The organism is Bacillus cereus group sp. RP37 (assembly GCF_040459695.1).
In the GTDB taxonomy this organism is placed as follows: domain Bacteria; phylum Bacillota; class Bacilli; order Bacillales; family Bacillaceae_G; genus Bacillus_A.
Genome location: NZ_JARVHP010000001.1, coordinates 900,862 through 919,766, shown reverse-complemented (window position 1 = coordinate 919,766; position 18,905 = coordinate 900,862). Strand labels below are relative to the sequence as shown.

Below are 18,905 nucleotides of genomic sequence, written 5' to 3'. Positions count from 1 at the left end.
TCCCCTTCAAGAAGATGACTGAATGAATAGTCATTCATATTCTTATAATACTGACTATTTAGAAAAGTGTCAATCCTATTTTTTCAAAAAGAAAGGGCCTTAGCCCGTTTGCTCATCCTCATTCTTTCGCTTCTCTTCATCTATTAGAGCACGGCGTAAAATTTTTCCGACTGTCGTTTTCGGCAATTCATCTCTAAACTCATATACTTTCGGCACTTTATAAGCGGCTAAATATTTACGTGCAAACTGATTTAATTCTTCCTCAGAGCACTCCGTACCTTCTTTTAACACAACAAATGCTTTAACTGTCTCTCCTCGGTACGGATCTGGAACTCCAATCGTCACTACTTCTTGCACTTTTTCATGCTCATATAATACTTCTTCTACTTCACGAGGATACACATTAAATCCACTCGCAACAATCATATCTTTCTTACGGTCTTTTACATAGAAGAAGCCATCTTCATCCATGTAACCAACATCCCCTGTATGGAGCCACCCGTCTTGTAATACAGCTGCTGTTTCTTCTGGCTTATTCCAATACCCTTTCATAATTTGAGGACCCTTTACAACAATTTCACCAAGTTCACCCGGAGGTAAAGCCTCTCCAGTTTCAAGTGACATAATGTTTGCCTCTGTATCTGGCCACGGCACACCAATACTTCCTGGCACGCGTTTTTCCCACAAAAAATTCCCATGTGTAACTGGCGACGACTCCGTTAATCCATAACCTTCTACCAATTTTCCACCTGTGACTCTCTCAAACTCTTCCTGTACTTCTACAGGAAGCGGGGCAGATCCACTAATACAAGCCTCGATAGAAGAAATATCATATTCTTTTAAGAGGGGACTATTTAATAGAGCAATATAAATGGTTGGTGCCCCTGGAAATAGTGTGACTTTATGTTTTTTTATTGCTTCAAAAACCATTTTCATATCAAACTTCGGAATCAGCACCATTTTATATCCTTGCATAATACTTAAATTCATTACAGCTGTCATCCCATACACATGAAAGAACGGAAGGACACCAAGAATTACTTCTTCTCCTTCTTTACAATTATATAGCCAATGAGCTCCCATCAAAGTGTTCGAAACAAGGTTTTTATGCGTCAACATAACCCCTTTTGGAAATCCCGTTGTTCCCCCTGTATACTGCAAAAGAGCTAGATCATTTTCAGGATCACAAGGAACTTCAATATTAACATTACTTTCTCGTTCTACTGATTTCCATAGATGAATCGTTTCGCTTTCCGACACATTCACGACAAGATTTGCCTGCTTTTTTTGTACAAATGGATAAAGTAAATTTTTAGGGAAGGGTAAAAAGTCCGCAATCCGAGTTACGATAATATGTTCAATTTTTGTAGCAGATTGAACATTCGTTACTCTTGGAAACACTAAATCGAGACAAAGAATTACTTTTGCTCCGGAGTCATGAAGCTGGTATTCTAATTCTCTTTCTGTATATAGTGGATTTGTTTGTACTACGATACCTCCCGCAAGTAATGTACCATAATAACCAATTACGGATTGCGGACAGTTCGGCAACATAATAGCAACTCGATCACCCTTTTCCACACCGAGCTTTTGAAGATAATTCGCAAACTTCTTCACCTTATCGTGGAAGTCTGAAAATGTGATATCCTTCCCTAAAAAGTGAAGCGCTTTCTTTCCTGGATAGCGAGAAGCCACCTGTTCCACATATCCATGAAGCGGCTGAATTTCATAAGAAATCGTACTTGGAATTTCTTCTGGATAACTTTTCAACCATGGTTTTTCCACCTTCATTCCCCCTTCAAATACATAAAAGATAAAGTGAAACTTTAATCAGTGGGGGGGTTGTTTCCCCACTGATTATTAGTTGAACAAATCGGGCTTTTACGGGCAGTTGATCACCCAGTTAACTTCTTTACTTTCGCTGAATTTTGAGGTGGGATCTTACTGCCCGTTAATGCGGGATAAATGAATGTTCATTCATGATGGTTATTTTCATTATATTATAGTCACCATAACGTTACAATCATAATATTCTGACTTTTATATAACTATGCTTCACTCCATTAACTTCTTATTATATGTAGAAACTCTCCTAATCTATAAAAGAATAAGAGAGTCATTATTTAGCTTAATCTTATTATCGTTAACACAGCTCCTGGTGTAGTTGTTGATAATGTAGCAACAGCTAACAAACCAAATAGTTGCAAACTAATAGCACTTCCAGCCGCAAGAGTCGTAATAATTGTTGCACTAAAAGATGTGGTTGCCAAGGCAGGCGAATTGATAGTCCCAGCAAGCGGTGCTCCATTAATTGTAATGCGTGAACTAACTAATAACGAAGCGGTTATATTAATTGTATATGAAATATAATAATTCCCTGCATTTGCAGCCGTAAATACTGTATTTCCCCCAGAAACCGTAATTCCCGGACCGATATTCTGATTGTTTGGAAGCGGGACATTTGTTCCACCGAGAAGTACCGATATCGCTGAACCCGACGTATTATTTGCAAACGCGTATGTTGCCGTTATACTTGTGCCAGTTGCTCCGGTTTCACCTGTTGCTCCCGTTGGACCCGTTATTCCCGTCGCTCCCGTTGGACCTGTTATTCCCGTTGTTCCTGTTATTCCCGTCGCTCCCGTTGCTCCTGTTGGACCTGTTACCCCCGTTATTCCCGTCGCTCCTGTTGGACCTGTTACCCCCGTTATTCCCGTCGCTCCTGTTATTCCCGTCGCTCCTGTTACCCCCGTTATTCCCGTCGCTCCTGTTAGGCCTGTTATTCCCGTTATTCCCGTCGCTCCCGTTGGACCTGTTGCTCCTGTTATTCCCGTCGCTCCTGTTACCCCCGTTATTCCCGTCGCTCCCGTTGGACCCGTTGCTCCTGTTATTCCCGTCGCTCCTGTTGGACCTGTTGCTCCTGTTATTCCCGTCGCTCCTGTTGGGCCTGTTATTCCCGTCGCTCCCGTTGGACCTGTTGCTCCTGTTATTCCCGTCGCTCCTGTTGGACCTGCTGCTCCTGTTATTCCCGTTGGACCCGTTGGACCTGTTATTCCCGTCGCTCCCGTTGGACCTGTTATTCCCGTCGCTCCCGTTGGACCCGTTGGACCTGTTATTCCCGTCGCTCCTGTTACCCCCGTTATTCCCGTCGCTCCCGTTGGACCTGTTATTCCCGTCGCTCCCGTTGGACCTGTTATTCCCGTCGCTCCCGTTGGACCCGTTATTCCCGTCGCTCCTGTTGGACCTGTTGCTCCCGTCGGACCTGTTGGGCCCAGCTTAGGAACTGTCCCATCGCAACTAAAACAGCATGAATCAACATGTACACCATTTTGATTATTACACCCACAATATCCATTTATGTTATTGCTCCATGAAGACATGTTGATCCCTTCCTTCAAATTCAATCTTTTAAGTACAAGTAAGAAATAAAAAAACACCTATCAAATAAGAACGAAAAACTTTATTCAGTGGAGCTAAATATAGATTTATCCCGTACATTCTAATAATTATTACATGCGATACTATCTCCTTTTGCTTGTACTTTCGCCTCTCTCGTTAAATGAAATTCCTTTTCTAAATCCTTCATACACATATGGATTCCAATCTTACATAGCAATATCCGTATAACCCCTTATTTTTCGTTGGAATTTTTACCTTTTCATTTATAATCAATGGCTTTAAACTTCGCAACAGATATAAGCCACCTTCTAAACTTCCCACGATTTTCATCATAACTACTAATGTTGTACCAAACGATTAATAAAGTATCGTCAACACATTCGTTTTCTGACACTTTTACAAACACTTTCTAATCATTTCCATATTTTAACAACACTTAACGAATTCTTTCTTGTGGAACAGGAATTATATTATCTCTCACGAATTTAACCTATGAACATAACTAGGGGGGATAAATATGTACCAAACTATTGAAGGCTTTCTACAATCATGGAAATACGAGGCTGAGTCTACTCAAAAGATGCTCGATGTACTAACAGATGAATCTTTGTTACAAGAAATCGCACCTGGACACTGGACGTTAGGCAGAGTTGCTTGGCATATCGTGACGGCAATTCCTGTTATGCTATCTGGTACTAGGCTTAAGTTTGAAGGAGAAACGAAAGATTATCCTGTACCAACTTCAGCTAAAAAAATTGCAGATGGGTATCGTAAAGTGAATGCGGCTTTTGTTGAAGCACTTCAAAGCGAATGGACTGATAAAGACTTAGCTACTATGAATGACTTCTTTGGCCGCCCTATGCCGAATTCTATATTTTTAATGACACTTATCAATCACCAAAATCATCACCGCGGACAAATGACTGTCTTAATGCGACAAGCTGGCTTAACAGTCCCTGGCGTATATGGCCCTGCAAAAGAAGAATGGGCTGCTGCTGGAATGGAAGCTCCTAAAATGTAACAGAAAAAGACAAGGTGTTTACACATCTTGTCTTTTTCTGTAATTTGTTTCATGTGAAACTATTTTTTTGCTAAATGATTGTTTTGTGGAAAAAATACGTTGAAATAAAGTGAAACTTTAATCAGTGGGAGATGCGGAAGTCAAAAATACTTCTTACGATGCTAAAATGAACCGCTATGCAATCTCCTTTGAGACAAGTAGAGACGGAGAGTTTACTATCGTAATATAAAAGTCCTAATAACTTTAACATTTCTCCAGGAGTTCAAGAGTATGTAAGCACACACTCTAAATTTACAGAGTAGTAACGAAGCATACATATACAAAAAAGAGTTGGTGTAACTGTAACGCCAACTCTTTTTTACGTATTCTTGTCATACTGTTACATCTTCCCTCTCTATATTTTTAATTCCGTAATATGCAATCGCAACTCCAATTGCCGCCAATGCTAGTTGAAGGGGAAGAAAAGTTGCTGTAGAAAACGCTGGGTTGGTATTCATTGCAATTGATACAACGATAAGAGATGAAACAATTGTAGTTGGCACTGAACGTTTACGCATTCCAAAATATAATGGGATTAAACTCATTCCCGCAGTTGCAACGGCTAAAGGAACAAGGTTTATCCCTTCTCGCATCAATTGATCTACTGTGAATGAATTAGGAAGAATTGAAAAATAGCTATCTATCCCAAAGAACATTCCTACTACTAAGATATTAGATACAATAACTGTTATAAATGTTAATGTTGCTGTAATAACCAACTTACTAACCATCATTTTCTTTCGGTTAATTGGATAAGAAAACATAAGTAGTATTGTCTTATTTTTATATTCACTAATTATTAACCTTGCGATTAACACACTACCAAAAATAATGAATGTTGCTCTTACTAATGTACTAGCCGTTAACAACATCATCTGCGGATCCCTTATTTCTGGATCACCTTCTACTTGAGCAACAATGCTCGTAAAGATCATTAATGCCAGTATAGCGATATTTGCAATAACTGCCCCTTTTACATACCAGCCAAGCTTAAACTTCTTCATTTCTAGCTTCATTAAACGTAGCATAATAGTCCTCCTTTCATTTACATTTTAATCAATATAAATCGCTCCTGTTTTACTTAAAATCTTCACTTCATTTTTTGCGTCACCGATGGTTCCTTCTTTTATCTTTTCTGTATTTTTATCTTTCTTAAGTCCGTCTACATTCACTATTATGTCAGCCGAATTACTTTTAGCCGTAAGCTTTAAAGAAGCCGGAACACCTTTATACCTTACGCCAATGTCGCCTGATTTTGTTTCTACAAATAATGATTTTCCTTCTGTCATATCTTTCAGTAATACTTCACCGGATGTTGAAGTGATGTTCATATTTTCGTTTTTTACATTTTTTACATAATTATCGCCAGTAGTAGAAGTTATATTTACTTCTTGTAATGAACTATCTTTTAACATTAAATCTCCACTTTCGGATGTGAATTCCCCCTTCTCTGCCGATAGCCCTACAATCATTTCATCTCCAGATTTGCCTTTCGTCACAATACTTTTTACTACTATATCTCTTATTTTCACATCACCCGATTTATTATTTAATACAATTTTATCTATTTCTTTCTTCGGAACAGTTATAGATATACTATTTTTCTTCCTAAACGTAAAACCATTAAAAAATTTAGTCACCTTTTGTTTTTGCTTAATCACAATTTTATTTTCATCATTTTCTATTTTGACAGGATCTATTTTATCCACTTGTTGACCTTGAGCAGAAATTACTATTTTATTAGCGTCTGTACTTTTAAATTCAATATCCCAGTTTTCATTGTCTACTTCTATTTCTTTTATATGATTTATCTCAAAAGACTTTTCTTTCTTAAAATCTTTCCCCTGAAATGTCTTAAAACCCAAAACCACACTAGCAATTGTAATTAATAATATTGCAATTACTATTATTTTTTTCAACATTCATACCCCAGTTCATTGTTGTTTTAATCTTACTTCACGCCACATCGATCTTGTCGATTTTACGATAGGATAGATAACTAATGAAAACCCCTAATAAACAGAGCACTATTGGGATAGCTATAAAATCAAACATACTTACTTGATTGCTTCCAGCCCCAACGTTACCACTAATCAGCATACCAATTATTACTGCCGAAGTAATCGTTGTCGGTGTTGATTTCTTTCTCATCCCAAAAAACAAAGGAATTAAACTTATACCAGATATCATAAATGCACTTATAATAGTAGTTGGAACGATAGCTATTATTTCACCTATCGTAGCTGGCGTTTCAATCAGTCCCATCATTGGACTCACAAAATATACGAGCAAACTAATAATAAAAGTAGCGATAATCGTGCTCACAAAACAAAAACAAAAAACAATTGTTAATTTCGCTCTCATTAACATTTTCCTTTGTAGTGGATACATAAACAATAGTTGCATTGTTTTGTTCTTATACTCATCAATTACTAAACGTGATAAAATGACCGAACTAAAAATAATGAATGTTATCCTAATAAAAACATTTGCTAAAGCCATGTTCTGTGTGAAGTCAGAGAAGAGCACGTCTCCCTCGGCTTTAATTCCTAATGCCATAAGGCTTACTGCAGCGAAAATTGCTATAATACAAATTGCTACACTTTTAAAGTAACTAGATAATCGATGCTTTTTCCACTCAAGCTTCATTAATCTAAGCATACAAACCACTCCTCCATTCTTTATATAACTATCTCTACGCTGCTAACATTCTAATTCCAGCTGTACTTACGCTTAATATCCCTATCACTAGTAAAATTAACGCCCATTTCCGCTCTGGTTTTCTATAATATAAAATCCCACTTATGAACATTACAATTAACCCACTTACTAGATTCACTAACAATCCATTAAGCATGAATGCCCTCTCCATCCATTACATTTAAGAAATATTCTTCTAAGGAACTATGTTTCTTATTAATACTTTCAATTTCTACATCGTTCATAATAAGTGCTTTTGAAATAGCTTGTTGCGTCGCTGACGTATCATACACACGAATCATGTTTCCACTCATTATTTTGTAATTTTTTATACCGAGTTTATCTTCTAAAATATAAGCTGCACGCTTCACATCAGGAACAGTAATTTCAATGTACTCTGTTTGTTTTCCGTTAATGCTCTTCATTGAAACTTCTTTTATTAGTTTTCCATTTTGAATCACACCAATTGTATCTGCCATTAGTTCCATCTCACCTAAAATATGACTAGAAACTAATAATGTAATACCGTATTCTTTGCAGAGCATTTTAAATAAGTCTCTTAATTCTTTAATACCAATTGGATCTAAACCGTTAATTGGCTCATCTAAAATGAGTAACTCTGGCTTTGTCATGATCGCCCTTGCAATACCAAGTCGTTGCTTCATCCCTAATGAAAAATCTTTTACTTTTTTATCATCTATACCGTGCAGTTTTACTAAATGTAAAGCATGATCAATTGCGTTCTTATCGTAATACCCCATATATTCACAATGTAATTCTAAGTTTTCCTTCGCCGTTAATTTATCATAAAAGATTGGATATTCGATAATTGTCCCCATGCGCTTTAACAATTCATAAGATGTATCTGTTAACTTCTCACCAAAAATTTCAATATCACCGCTCGTCGGTTTTATTAAATTTGTGATCATTTTCATAATCGTTGTTTTACCTGCACCATTCGGCCCTAAGAAACCGTATATCTCTCCTTTTTTCACATGCATGTTAACGCTAGAAATAACTTCTTTCCCTTTAAATACTTTCGTCAGTTGGTTCGTTTTTAATATATATGTCATGTCACTTACCCCTTTCGCACTACTTTATATTTCTATAATAGACAACAGAAATCTCTTTTTTCTTACCCGTTTCTTACAAATTCCTTACGCTGCAAAAAAGCTTGTAGAATCTACTTCTCTACAAGCTAAAACAGCATCTTTGTTAATACAACTGTAAAAATTGTTTTTTCATACGGCTTACTAGAAAGGTGAATTTTCCCATCCATCGCTTCCACAAGCCTTTTCGTAATCGTTAACCCTAAACCGCTCCCTTGGTACAATCTATTTCTTGAATCTTCAAGTGTGTACATACGCTCAAACACTTTATCAATATGAGATTCATCAATTCCTTTTCCTGTATCCCATACGTCTATATACACATTTGTTTCGTCATCTCTTAACGTCATACCGAGTGTCTTTCCATCGTCTCCATATGTAATCGCGTTTGATATTAAATTATTCAATACTCTACCTAATACTTCTACATTTCCAAGTGCATATATATTTCTTTCTGGTATATCAATATGAACGTGAAACCCTTTCGTCGTCACTAAATCATAAAAAGATAAAATCTTCTCACGGCAAATTTCATTCATATTTACTTTTATCATCTCGATTGCCTTGTCACCAGATTCTAATTTTGCTAAATCAAAAAACTTATGAATTAGTTCCATTACTTCTAGTGTTTTCACATGCACCTTTTCAAGTAATATTTGCTGTTCTTCTTCATTTATCGTTTTATCCTTATTTAACATTTCTGTATATCCAAGAATAACTGTTAGTGGCGTCTTTAAATCATGCGAAATATTTGAAAGCATTTTTCTCATCGAAATTTCTACTTTTGCATGATCTGCATTCGTTTTCTGTTTTGCATCTAATAATTGATTAATTGCAACTAATAACTTTTGTAATTCTAGATCATCTGTCATAACGAGTAACTTCTCGCCTGTTTTTTCATTTACAATACTTTCTAACTTTTCATATGTGTATCGTAAATTTTTACTACTATTTTTTCTCATTTTATACTGTATGTAAATGACACATAACAATATAAAAATAATACCTATTAACAGATTGACCATATTACATCACTTCCAACTTATAGCCGATGCCCCATAACGTTTTAATATATTCTGGATTAGATGGATCACTTTCAATTTTCTCACGCAATCTTCTCATATGAACATTAATAACATTATCGTCACCGTAATACTCTTCATTCCAAACTAACGTATATATTTGTGCTTTTGTAAATACACGATTTTGATTTTTTACGAACAGTTTTAAAATCTCAAATTCTTTTAAAGTAAGCTTGAGAGGCTTCCCTTTTTTTTCCACAGTAAAATTAATTGGATCGATTGTTAAATCACCAATCTGAATCATCTTTTCTGTTGTTTCTGTAGCCGAATATTTCGTAGACCTCCGAATACCCGCTTTTACACGTGCAGCTAATTCAATCATAGAAAACGGCTTACAAATGTAATCATCTGCTCCAAGTCCTAATCCAACAGCTTTATCAACATCTGTATCTTTTGCCGACATCATTAAAATCGGAACGGCACTTTTTTCTCGAATGATTCTCACGACCTCTAAGCCATCTAGCTTTGGCATCATAATATCGAGGATAATCAAATCAAATGAACCTTTTAAATATGTATTCACCCCTTCTTCTCCATCAGATGCGATTGTAACTTGAAAGCCTTCTTTTACTAAATATGTTTCAACCATCTCTTGAATTGAAACGTCATCTTCAACTAATAAAATATGATGTGACATATTTCTATCCCCTTTTTTACAAACATTAACACTTTAATTGTATCGTAACGAATGAATACTGGAAAGAATTATGTGAATTTTCAAACCAACTTCCCTTCCTTCCTTAACAATGATATGATAAAATTCACTACTATTGTTCATAATTAACTTTATATAAAGGAGACTTATCATGTCAGAAAACAAAAAAGTAAGCTTAGCTGATTTAATGCGCGAACAACTTGCAAAGAAAAAGCAAGGTAACGGTAATGGTCAAAATAACACAAACCAAAGCCAAGCAACGAAAAAATTACAAAATCAACAAACGAAAAAAACGAACAACCAACGTAGACGTACAGGTGTATAAATGAACGGACAAAAACGTTCTAATATCGCACCCGGTCTTGAAGTTGATATTGTACTAAAACAAGATCAACGAACTGGTAAATTAACACGTGGAATTGTAAAAGATATTTTAACGAACTCCCCTTCTCATCCGCATGGCATTAAAGTACGATTGCAGGATGGGCAAGTCGGTAGAGTACAAAATATCGTTCAATAAGAAAAGGAGCTCATGTAAACTTGAGCTCCTTTTCTTTATTAACCTTTGATTTTCTCGATGAAAACTACTTTTAAATAGTCCCCTTCTTTAAATTGATCAATTGTACGGAAATCTTCTGGTAAAGAATGTTCTTCTAATATTTTATATTTGCCATTCATTTCTTTAAATGCTGTATCGATAAAGCCTTTAAACTTTTTCATATCGAATGCGCTACAATTTGTAGAAGCAACGATAATACCGTTATTTTCTGTAATGGCAATTGTTTCTTTTAATAAATTTTTATAATCTTTCGCTGCACTGAATGTATATTTTTTTGAGCGTGCAAAGCTTGGAGGATCAAGTACAACCATATCAAATTTCATCTTTTTCTTAGCCGCATATTTGAAGTACAGAAAGACATCTTCTACAATAATATCTTGTGCTTCATAATCAACTTCATTTACACTAAACTGCTCAATCGTTTTACTTAAACTACGATTTGCAAGGTCCACACTCGTTGTTTTACTCGCTCCACCAAGTGCTGCAAATACAGAGAAAGCACCTGTATAAGAGAACATATTTAACATGGTTCTCCCCTTTGCATACTTATCACGAATTTGTTTTCGAACGTTACGCTGATCTAAAAATACACCAACCATCGCTCCGTCATTTAAATAAACCGCAAAATTCACACCATTCTCTTTTACGATAAGCGGGAACTCACCGCGCTCTCCAGCTACGAAATCATCGCCTTCAATGTATTTCCCTTTCGTATCAAAACGCTTTTTCTCATAAATCCCTTTAAAGTTTGCTACTTTTTGAAGAGCTGCTATAATCTCATCTCTAAAAGTATAAATTCCTTCACTATACCAACTCACTACGTAATAACCGTCATAATAATCGATGATTAAGCCTCCAAGACCATCACCTTCACCGTTTAGGGCGCGGAATGCTGTTGTATCACTTGATTTGTAAAATTGCTTTCGTTTATGTAAGGCAGATTTTATTTTACTTTCAAAGAAAGATTGATTAATTTGTTCACTCTCTTTTCTCGTTAAAATCCAGCCATATCCTTTATTTTGTTTTCCATAATAACCTTTTCCGACAAAGTGGTTCTTCTCATCTACTACTTTAATGATTGTTCCTTCTTCCCGAACATCATTTAAATTTTGAATCGCATCTTTTAAAATAAGCGGATATCCACTTTTAATTTCTTTTATAAATTTCGGCTTTATTTTTATAGTTACTTCAGATCGCATGTAATGTCTTCCTTTCCATTTGAATGCTTTCTAATTAGTAGGAAGCATGTAAAAAAACGAGGCTGAAAAACAGCCTCGTTTCACTATACCATATTATCGCTTTACTAGTACAACCCACTCATTGTTGCACCTAATCGCCATATATTTACTAACTTATGAAATAAATATCGTACTTTCAAAAAAAAACTTATATATTTCATCATTACCATTGACAATGATAATGATTTTCATTATCATTTAATGTATATGAGTTCTCGAAAATAAAGGCAACATTTATAGGAGGAATAAAACATGATTATTGTTACAAATACAGCTAAAATTACAAAGGGAAATGGACATAAATTAATTGAGCGTTTTAATAAAGTAGGTCAAGTCGAAACGATGCAAGGCTTTTTAGGATTAGAAGTTCTTTTAACGCAAAATACAGTTGATTATGATGAAGTAACAATTAGCACACGTTGGAATGCAAAAGAAGATTTCCAAGGTTGGACGAAGAGCTCAGCATTTAAAGATGCTCACTCACATCAAGGCGGGATGCCAGAATATATTCTTGATAATAAAATCACTTACTACAATGTTGAAGTTGTACGTATGCCAATGGCCGCAGCACAGTAAACATATTTCTTTTTTAAAGTATAGAATATGAGAAGCGTTACCGCTTCTCATATTCTATACTTTTTTATTTACTGTCTTTTTACTAGTTTCGCATGCACGACTAACCTTCCTGCTTCCGGATCAAGTGCATAGTCACACGTCGAAAGTGTTACGATTTGATCACTTGCTGTCAATTTTGTATCCGTTTTGTACAGCGATTTTTCTTGAATTTTCTCCAAAAATGATGTGTATTCCGTATCACTGCTAAAATCCGTTTCAATGTAATAAAAATCAGTTGTTGTTGTATACACCGAGAACACTTCAAGATCATATCCTTCAAATAAGGTATCGTAATATAATTTACGATGCGACATGAAGAACTCTTCATCTAACATTTTCTTTAAACTTCCAAACATAGAACCATCTTTCATACGGTGACCATATAAAATAGTATTTCGATTTTGAGATTTCACATCATTACGATAGTCCATAAAGATGCTTCCTGCTCTCATATCTTCACCTTTATAATTACGAAATAAATAGTAATCATTGTCTTTCGCTTGAACGATTGGATAATTAATTTGTGTATCGTCCATCGTAACCCATCCAACTATTTCTTGGTTAATTTGCTGCAGAGGTTTGAACTGTTTACGCACTTCCCCATCTTGTGATTGCTCTTCCATCGGACTTTTTTCATAAATGTTTTGTGCTTCGGCCATTACTTTACGATTTTCATAGTAATCCATGAAAATATCACCTAATTCATATACTGAATAGAAAAAGGTACCTAAAAAAACAACTGTAAGTATTCGTTGAAAAAAAGAATTCTTCTTCCGTTCTTTTTTACTACTCAAATTATCACCTCAAAACGGATTGTTCGCATATTTAAATACCCATTGGGACCATATACAACCCTGTATCTTCATCTTGCTTTACAACGACATCTACACCGTATATCGTCTTTATCATACTTTCTGTCACAACATCATTTGGCTTACCTTTCGTAACAATTTCGCCGTCTTTCATAACAATGATATGATCACTATAGCGAATCGCCTGATTAATATCGTGTAATACCATAACGATCGTCAATCCATGTACTTCATTTAACTCTTTTACTAGCTCTAATATTTCAAGTTGATAATAAATATCTAAATAAGTTGTCGGTTCATCTAAAAAGAGCATTGGTGTTTTCTGGGCTAACGTCATAGCAATCCAAACACGTTGTCTTTCTCCGCCAGATAACGCATGAATCTCTTTATCACGTTTACTTAGCAAATTCGTACATGCTAAAGCCCTTTCGATCGCTTCTCTATCTTCATCAGTTTGCGAGGAAAAAATATTTTTATGAGGCATACGGCCAAAGCTTGTTAATTTCTCTACCGTCATATCTGCCGGTGCTTCATTTTGTTGATGGACAACGGCTAACTTTCTAGCAAACTCTTTCGGTTTATATTGGCTGATCGCCTTCCCATCCAGTATTACCTCTCCGCTACGAGGATCGTGATTTCTTGACATCACGCCAAGTAATGTCGATTTCCCGCAACCGTTTGGACCAATAATTGTTGTAATTTTACCAATTTCTATTTCACTACTAACCGACTTTAATCGATCCGTTACATTATCATACGAAAAGGTTACATTTTTAATTTCCATGAACTTTATCACTCTTTCTAAGCAAGAATATTAAGAATGGACCACCAATAACTGCCATAATCGTCGCCGCTGGAATTTCGTTAGGTGGCACAATTAACCTTCCAATCGTATCCGCCGTCAAAATTAGTAACGCTCCTGCAAGAGCAGAAAATGGAATTAATACTTTATGATCTGAACCGACTAATTGTCTTGAAATATGCGGAACGAGTAATCCCACGAAAGCAATAACACCCGCAATCGCTGTTGATACTGCCGCTAGGAGTACTGCAATAGCAGAAATAATAAGACGAACTCTCGTCACGTGCAAACCTAAGTTTTTCGCAGTCTTATCTTGTAGCGATAATAAGTTACACCAAGCTCCTACAAACAGAGCAAGAATAAGACCAATTGTTCCATACGTAACCATTATTTCTACATCGCCCCACGTCTTCATCGTTATATTAGAAGTCGTTGTTTGCTTAATACTTTTAATGAAATATCCGCAAATGGTAATGAACGATTCATTTAATCCAGTGAACATCGCATTAATAGCTATACCCACTAAAATAATGCGAAGTGGACTTAACCCTGACTTCCATGAAAATGCATAAACGAGATAACATGCAAACGCACCACCTAAAAAGGCGAATACTGGTGTCCAGAAAAAAAACTGCGGGAATAACGTAATAATAACAAGTGTCATAAAACTTGCTCCTGAAGATATACCGATCACTCCAGCATCAGCGAGTGGATTTTTCATAACAGCTTGAAAAAGCACACCTGAAACAGCAAGTGCCGCCCCAGTGAACAGTGCAATAATAATACGCGGGAAACGTAAATCTTTAATCACTTCAACATCTTCATTTCCCCCTGTAAATACCCCTTGTACAAGCTCAACAATACCTACTTCTAAACTCCCTTTCGTTGCTGACAATGATGTCATAACAATAAGTAATGCAGTAACGATGAGGAAACTCCAAGTTTTTTTATTCATTCCACTCTTCCTTTATATTAAAATGCATCACGGATACATCATTTTTTTCAATTCATCTAACGCTTCAATTGCTGCTAAGTTTCCTGTCGTTCCAAATAAACGCTCTTCTAAATCGTAAACACGATTATTTTTAACTGCCGCAAAATGTTTCCAAATGTCATTCGTTTTAAATTCTTTATCGAACATTTTTACAACTTCATCAGGCATACCGTGTGCTGCTCGTAAAATAATATCTGGATCAGCTTTCTTTAAATACTCCGTATTAGAAGCTAAATACTCTACTTGTTCACCTTGTACAATGTTTTTACCACCTAGTTGTTTTACTAAATCTCCAATATAAGAATGCTCTGTTGCTACCAAGTAACTTCCTGGCACACCTAATAAAATAAGTACTGTCGGTTCTTTCTTCCCTTTTACTTCTTTTTGAATGCTAGCAACTTTTTTATCTAACTTAGTTACTACTGCTTCAGCCTGCTTTTCACGTCCATATTTTTTACCTAAATCGTTAATTGAATTTTGCATGTTTTTCAAACTTGTTAAATCTAAAAAGTTTGCTTTCATACCCACACCATCAAAAACTGGCTTTAATTCATATTCAAGTGTTGTCACCGATAATACTTCTGACGGCTTTAATGATTTTACTTTTTCCATATCAGGGCTCATCGGATTCCCTACGTCTGGTAAACCTTTATATCGTTTTGGTAAAGTTTTAGAACTTGTTGGAACACCAACTAAATCTACTTCTAATGCATCCATAATTTCAGTTACAGCGACTGTCGTTGCAACAACTCTCTCTTTACTCTCGCTCTTTACCTGCTTCGCTGTTTCTTTCTTTGGTGATGAGCACCCAGCTATACTCACTAATAAAATGATAGCCATTAGTACACTTGCAATTTTCTTCACTCTCAATCACCACTCCTTTCCAAATAATATGAAACAAGTCTTGATGCATGCGGACATGCATCAAGACTTCAAAAATTACAATCTACCTGCTCTATATTTACGAACTAGTAAAGCAAGTGAACCTAGCAGTAACACCATGTATAAACCAAGTTGTGCTGTATCTGCTGTTTTTGAGTTTTTCTCTTTTTTTGAATCATTTTTTGTATCTTCTTTTTTCTTCTTATCATCTGCATTGCGGTTAAAATCAGGAGTACCAACTGTTTTTACATTGTCTACTTTCGGTGTAGTCACTGGATTTTTCGGATCATTTTTTGGATCTTTTTTTGGATCCTCTTTAATAGTCCCTACCGCTCCGATGTTATTTGTATCGAATTGAATTTGTACATCGTAGAAGTGGTGGTAGTTCATTGAATCGATATCTACCTTTACTTTTGCATTTAATTTTGCAAATAAGTCATTAACCTCAAATTCTACTACTCTTGTATTTGCAGCCTTATCTTCACTTACTACTTTTGCATCTGCAAATCCACCATTATTTTCTGTTTGGAATTTTGTAATCCATTCACTATTTTTTAGTGTCATTGCAATATACTTCTTACCATCTTTCACCGTTAATCTTGCTGGACTTACAACATATTGATTCATCATTGAAATTTCTTCAGTCTTATCTTTTAACACTTTAAAAGCAATATCATACTGACCATCTTTTAAATTTTTCGGATCAACTGTTGGGTTTTCATTTAGATTATTCGTTCCATCGTGGTTGTTACTTCCACCTTGATTATTGTTATCATCTTGGTTGTTGTTTCCACCTTGGTTGTCATTTTCGCCTTGGTTATCATTTCCAGGTTGATCACCTAAAGCTTTAATACTTCCTTTATCAAATGCAAATTGAATGTCATAGAAGTGATGATAATTCATCGCATCAATGTCCACTTTCACTTTTGCATTTAACTTTTTCGATAAATCATCTACTTCCACTTCTACTACTCTTGTATCTTGCTCTTTATTTGTACCTAATACTTTTGCATCGACGAACGCACTATTCTTTTCAAACTCAAACTTCGTAATCCATGAACTATTTGTTAATGTGAAGGACACATATTTCTTACCATCTTTCACTTTTAATACACCTGGACTCTTCGTATATGTGTTCATCATTGAAATTTCGTCTGTTTTATCTTTTAACACTTTAAAATTGATGCTGTATTCACCATCTGTAAGAGCATTGGGATCAATTGTTTTGTTATCGTCTTGGTTGTTGTTTCCGCCTTGATTGTTGTTTCCACCTTGGTTGTCATTTCCGCCTTGATTGTTGTTTCCACCTTGGTTGTTGTTTCCACCTTGGTTGTTGTTTCCACCTTGGTTGTCATTTCCACCTTGGTTGTTGTTTCCACCTTGGTTGTCATTTCCACCTTGGTTGTTGTTTCCACCTTGGTTGTTGTTTCCACCTTGGTTGTCATTTCCACCTTGGTTATCTACCGGCTGAATGCTATCTTTATCAAATGCAAATTGAATATCGTAAAAATGATGGTAATTCATTGAATCGATATCTACTTTCACTTTTGCATTTGATTTTTTTGATAAATCTGCTATTTCTACTTCCACTACGCGTGTATCAGCTTTTTTATCTTCACTTAATACACTTGCATCAAGAAATGAACCATTTTTCTCAAATTCAAACTTTGTAATCCATGAACTATTCGTTAATGTGAATGATACGTATTTTTTACCATCTTTCACCTTTAACACACCTGGACTCTTTGTATACGTGTTCATCATTGAAATTTCTTCAGTCTTATCTTTTAGCACTTTAAAACCGATGCTGTATTCACCATCTTTAATTGTTTCAGCATCTGGCTGCTTGTCTCCGCCTGGCTGTTTATCTCCATCCGGTTGTTTGTCTCCATCTGGCTGTTTGCCTCCATCTGGTTGCTTATCTCCATCTGGCTGTTTGCCTCCATCTGGTTGTTTATCTCCATCCGGTTGTTTGTCTCCATCTGGTTGCTTATCTCCATCTGGCTGTTTGCCTCCATCCGGCTGTTTGTCTCCATCTGGTTGCTTATCTTCACTTTTAATTGGTTCAAGTTTGTCTTGTTCAAATACAAGTTGTACGTCATGCGTTTGTTTATAATTTTTTGATGCCATCTCAATAAATACTTTTGTATTTAGTTTTTTTGATAAATCAGCTACTTCAAACTCTACTACTCTTGTATCTTTTTCTTTATCTTCACTCACTACTTTTGCATCAACAAATGCACCATCTTTTTCTGTTTGGAAATTTTTAATTAATGAGCTACTCTTTAGCGTTACAATTGCTTTTTTCTTACCATTTTCTACTTTCAATACTCCTGGATTTTTCATGTAACTATTCATTTTAGATTCTTCATCTGTTTTATCTTTTAATACTTTGAAAGGAATACTGTACGCACCATCTTCAATTGTGTTAGAATTTGGTTGTTGATCTGGGTCAGGCTTTTGGTCGGGCTTCTGACCTGGATCCGTAGTTTCATTTGGATCTGGCTTATTAGCTGGGTCCTCTTTTTCATCTGGTTTTTCTACATGAATTGGTGTAATACTATTTTGGTCGAATGAAATACGAATGTCATAGTAATGATGATAATTAAACGCATCAATATCAACTTTTACTTTTGCATTTAATATCTTCTCTACATCTTCTACATCAAATTCTACTACTCTTGTATCTTTTTCTTTATCCTCACTAATTACATTTGTCTCAACGAGCTGACCTGCTTTTTCTGTTTCAAATTTCGTAATCCATGAACTATGCGTTAACGTAAAGGATACTTTCTTTTTCCCATCCTTCACTTTTAAAGTTCCTGGACTTACAGAGTATTGATTCATCATAGATTCTTCATCTGATTTGTCTTTAAGAACTTTGAAACCAATTGAATATTCACCGTCAGCTAGTTGACTAGCAGCTTGAACCGCGAGGGGTTGTAATGTTGATACGAATGTAAATACCATTAAAAACATCGCAACAACCATTTTAAAATAT

At 35.6% G+C, this 18,905-nt stretch carries 19 protein-coding genes and 2 pseudogenes; 5 read left to right on the top strand and 16 right to left on the bottom strand.

Translation table 11 applies throughout. The features are described from left to right. Positions 1 to 99: 99 nt before the first annotated feature. The 3 genes and pseudogenes from QCI44_RS04880 to QCI44_RS04870 form a co-directional block, all read right to left on the bottom strand. Positions 100 to 1,785, bottom strand: a complete 1,686-nt coding sequence (locus QCI44_RS04880) for a long-chain-fatty-acid--CoA ligase (protein ID WP_353811021.1) — start codon at positions 1,783 to 1,785, stop codon at positions 100 to 102. A gap of 338 nt (positions 1,786 to 2,123) precedes the next feature. Then, positions 2,124 to 3,377, bottom strand: coding sequence for a BclA C-terminal domain-containing protein (locus QCI44_RS04875; protein ID WP_353811020.1), 1,254 nt, complete (start codon positions 3,375 to 3,377; stop codon positions 2,124 to 2,126). A gap of 281 nt (positions 3,378 to 3,658) precedes the next feature. Next, positions 3,659 to 3,793, bottom strand: a pseudogene (locus QCI44_RS04870) (sigma factor); the annotation flags it as partial. Positions 3,794 to 3,913: 120 nt separating this feature from the next. On the opposite strand from QCI44_RS04870, the gene QCI44_RS04865 reads away from it, so the two are divergent. Together QCI44_RS04865 and QCI44_RS04860 are read left to right on the top strand one after the other, a co-directional pair. Next, the gene (locus QCI44_RS04865) at positions 3,914 to 4,417 is read left to right on the top strand and encodes a DinB family protein (RefSeq protein WP_016135414.1); all 504 of its coding nucleotides are present in this window, start codon (positions 3,914 to 3,916) and stop codon (positions 4,415 to 4,417) included. A 130-nt stretch (positions 4,418 to 4,547) separates the two neighbouring features. After that, positions 4,548 to 4,719 (top strand): annotated as a pseudogene (locus QCI44_RS04860) (YfjL-like protein); the annotation flags it as partial. Positions 4,720 to 4,788: 69 nt separating this feature from the next. On the opposite strand, the gene QCI44_RS04855 reads toward QCI44_RS04860, so the two are convergent. From QCI44_RS04855 to QCI44_RS04825, 7 genes are all read right to left on the bottom strand, one after another. Beyond that, complete coding sequence (locus QCI44_RS04855; protein WP_016135415.1) at positions 4,789 to 5,484, bottom strand: ABC transporter permease; 696 nt, start codon at positions 5,482 to 5,484, stop codon at positions 4,789 to 4,791. A 24-nt stretch (positions 5,485 to 5,508) separates the two neighbouring features. Further along, complete coding sequence (locus QCI44_RS04850) at positions 5,509 to 6,378, bottom strand: DUF4097 family beta strand repeat-containing protein (protein WP_016135416.1); 870 nt, start codon at positions 6,376 to 6,378, stop codon at positions 5,509 to 5,511. Positions 6,379 to 6,412: 34 nt separating this feature from the next. Next, complete coding sequence (locus QCI44_RS04845; protein WP_098985959.1) at positions 6,413 to 7,117, bottom strand: ABC transporter permease; 705 nt, start codon at positions 7,115 to 7,117, stop codon at positions 6,413 to 6,415. A 34-nt stretch (positions 7,118 to 7,151) separates the two neighbouring features. Next, positions 7,152 to 7,313, bottom strand: coding sequence for a hypothetical protein (locus tag QCI44_RS04840; RefSeq protein ID WP_016135418.1), 162 nt, complete (start codon positions 7,311 to 7,313; stop codon positions 7,152 to 7,154). Continuing rightward, the gene (locus QCI44_RS04835) at positions 7,306 to 8,229 is read right to left on the bottom strand and encodes an ABC transporter ATP-binding protein (RefSeq protein ID WP_000221077.1); all 924 of its coding nucleotides are present in this window, start codon (positions 8,227 to 8,229) and stop codon (positions 7,306 to 7,308) included. The genes QCI44_RS04840 and QCI44_RS04835 overlap by 8 nt, the downstream gene beginning before the upstream one ends. Before the next feature lie 125 nt (positions 8,230 to 8,354). Further along, on the bottom strand, positions 8,355 to 9,290 hold the full coding sequence (locus tag QCI44_RS04830; RefSeq protein WP_353811019.1) for a HAMP domain-containing histidine kinase: 936 nt from the start codon (positions 9,288 to 9,290) through the stop codon (positions 8,355 to 8,357). Between the two features lies 1 nt (position 9,291). Then, complete coding sequence (locus tag QCI44_RS04825) at positions 9,292 to 9,984, bottom strand: response regulator transcription factor (protein ID WP_098985961.1); 693 nt, start codon at positions 9,982 to 9,984, stop codon at positions 9,292 to 9,294. Positions 9,985 to 10,153: 169 nt separating this feature from the next. Here QCI44_RS04825 and QCI44_RS04820 point away from each other — a divergent pair, with 169 nt between their 5' ends. Next, positions 10,154 to 10,327, top strand: coding sequence for a hypothetical protein (locus QCI44_RS04820; protein WP_016086044.1), 174 nt, complete (start codon positions 10,154 to 10,156; stop codon positions 10,325 to 10,327). Then, positions 10,328 to 10,522: a YwbE family protein gene (locus QCI44_RS04815; RefSeq protein ID WP_001014310.1), complete on the top strand. Its 195-nt coding sequence runs from the start codon at positions 10,328 to 10,330 to the stop codon at positions 10,520 to 10,522. It abuts the gene before it with no gap. Positions 10,523 to 10,560: 38 nt separating this feature from the next. Here the strand turns inward: QCI44_RS04815 and QCI44_RS04810 are convergent, their stop codons facing one another. After that, positions 10,561 to 11,760, bottom strand: a complete 1,200-nt coding sequence (locus QCI44_RS04810) for a class I SAM-dependent rRNA methyltransferase (RefSeq protein WP_016086043.1) — start codon at positions 11,758 to 11,760, stop codon at positions 10,561 to 10,563. 291 nt (positions 11,761 to 12,051) lie between these two features. Here QCI44_RS04810 and isdG point away from each other — a divergent pair, with 291 nt between their 5' ends. Beyond that, the gene (gene isdG / locus QCI44_RS04805; protein WP_016086042.1) at positions 12,052 to 12,375 is read left to right on the top strand and encodes a heme oxygenase; all 324 of its coding nucleotides are present in this window, start codon (positions 12,052 to 12,054) and stop codon (positions 12,373 to 12,375) included. Between the two features lie 68 nt (positions 12,376 to 12,443). Here the strand turns inward: isdG and srtB are convergent, their stop codons facing one another. The 5 genes from srtB to QCI44_RS04780 all read right to left on the bottom strand — a co-directional run bounded on the left by srtB (position 12,444) and on the right by QCI44_RS04780 (position 18,883). Beyond that, the gene (gene srtB, locus QCI44_RS04800) at positions 12,444 to 13,208 is read right to left on the bottom strand and encodes a class B sortase (RefSeq protein WP_353811018.1); all 765 of its coding nucleotides are present in this window, start codon (positions 13,206 to 13,208) and stop codon (positions 12,444 to 12,446) included. Positions 13,209 to 13,239: 31 nt separating this feature from the next. Further along, complete coding sequence (locus tag QCI44_RS04795) at positions 13,240 to 14,010, bottom strand: ABC transporter ATP-binding protein (RefSeq protein ID WP_016086040.1); 771 nt, start codon at positions 14,008 to 14,010, stop codon at positions 13,240 to 13,242. After that, positions 14,000 to 14,983 carry a FecCD family ABC transporter permease gene (locus tag QCI44_RS04790; RefSeq protein ID WP_016086039.1) on the bottom strand — a complete coding sequence of 328 codons (984 nt, stop codon included), beginning with the start codon at positions 14,981 to 14,983 and terminating at the stop codon, positions 14,000 to 14,002. Before QCI44_RS04790 ends, QCI44_RS04795 begins: the two co-directional genes overlap by 11 nt. Positions 14,984 to 15,010: 27 nt before the next feature. Beyond that, a complete protein-coding gene (gene isdE, locus QCI44_RS04785; RefSeq protein WP_016135421.1) occupies positions 15,011 to 15,892 on the bottom strand; it encodes a heme ABC transporter substrate-binding protein IsdE in 882 nt (293 codons plus the stop codon). Between the two features lie 69 nt (positions 15,893 to 15,961). Then, on the bottom strand, positions 15,962 to 18,883 hold the full coding sequence (locus tag QCI44_RS04780) for an NEAT domain-containing protein (protein WP_353811520.1): 2,922 nt from the start codon (positions 18,881 to 18,883) through the stop codon (positions 15,962 to 15,964). Positions 18,884 to 18,905: the final 22 nt, after the last annotated feature.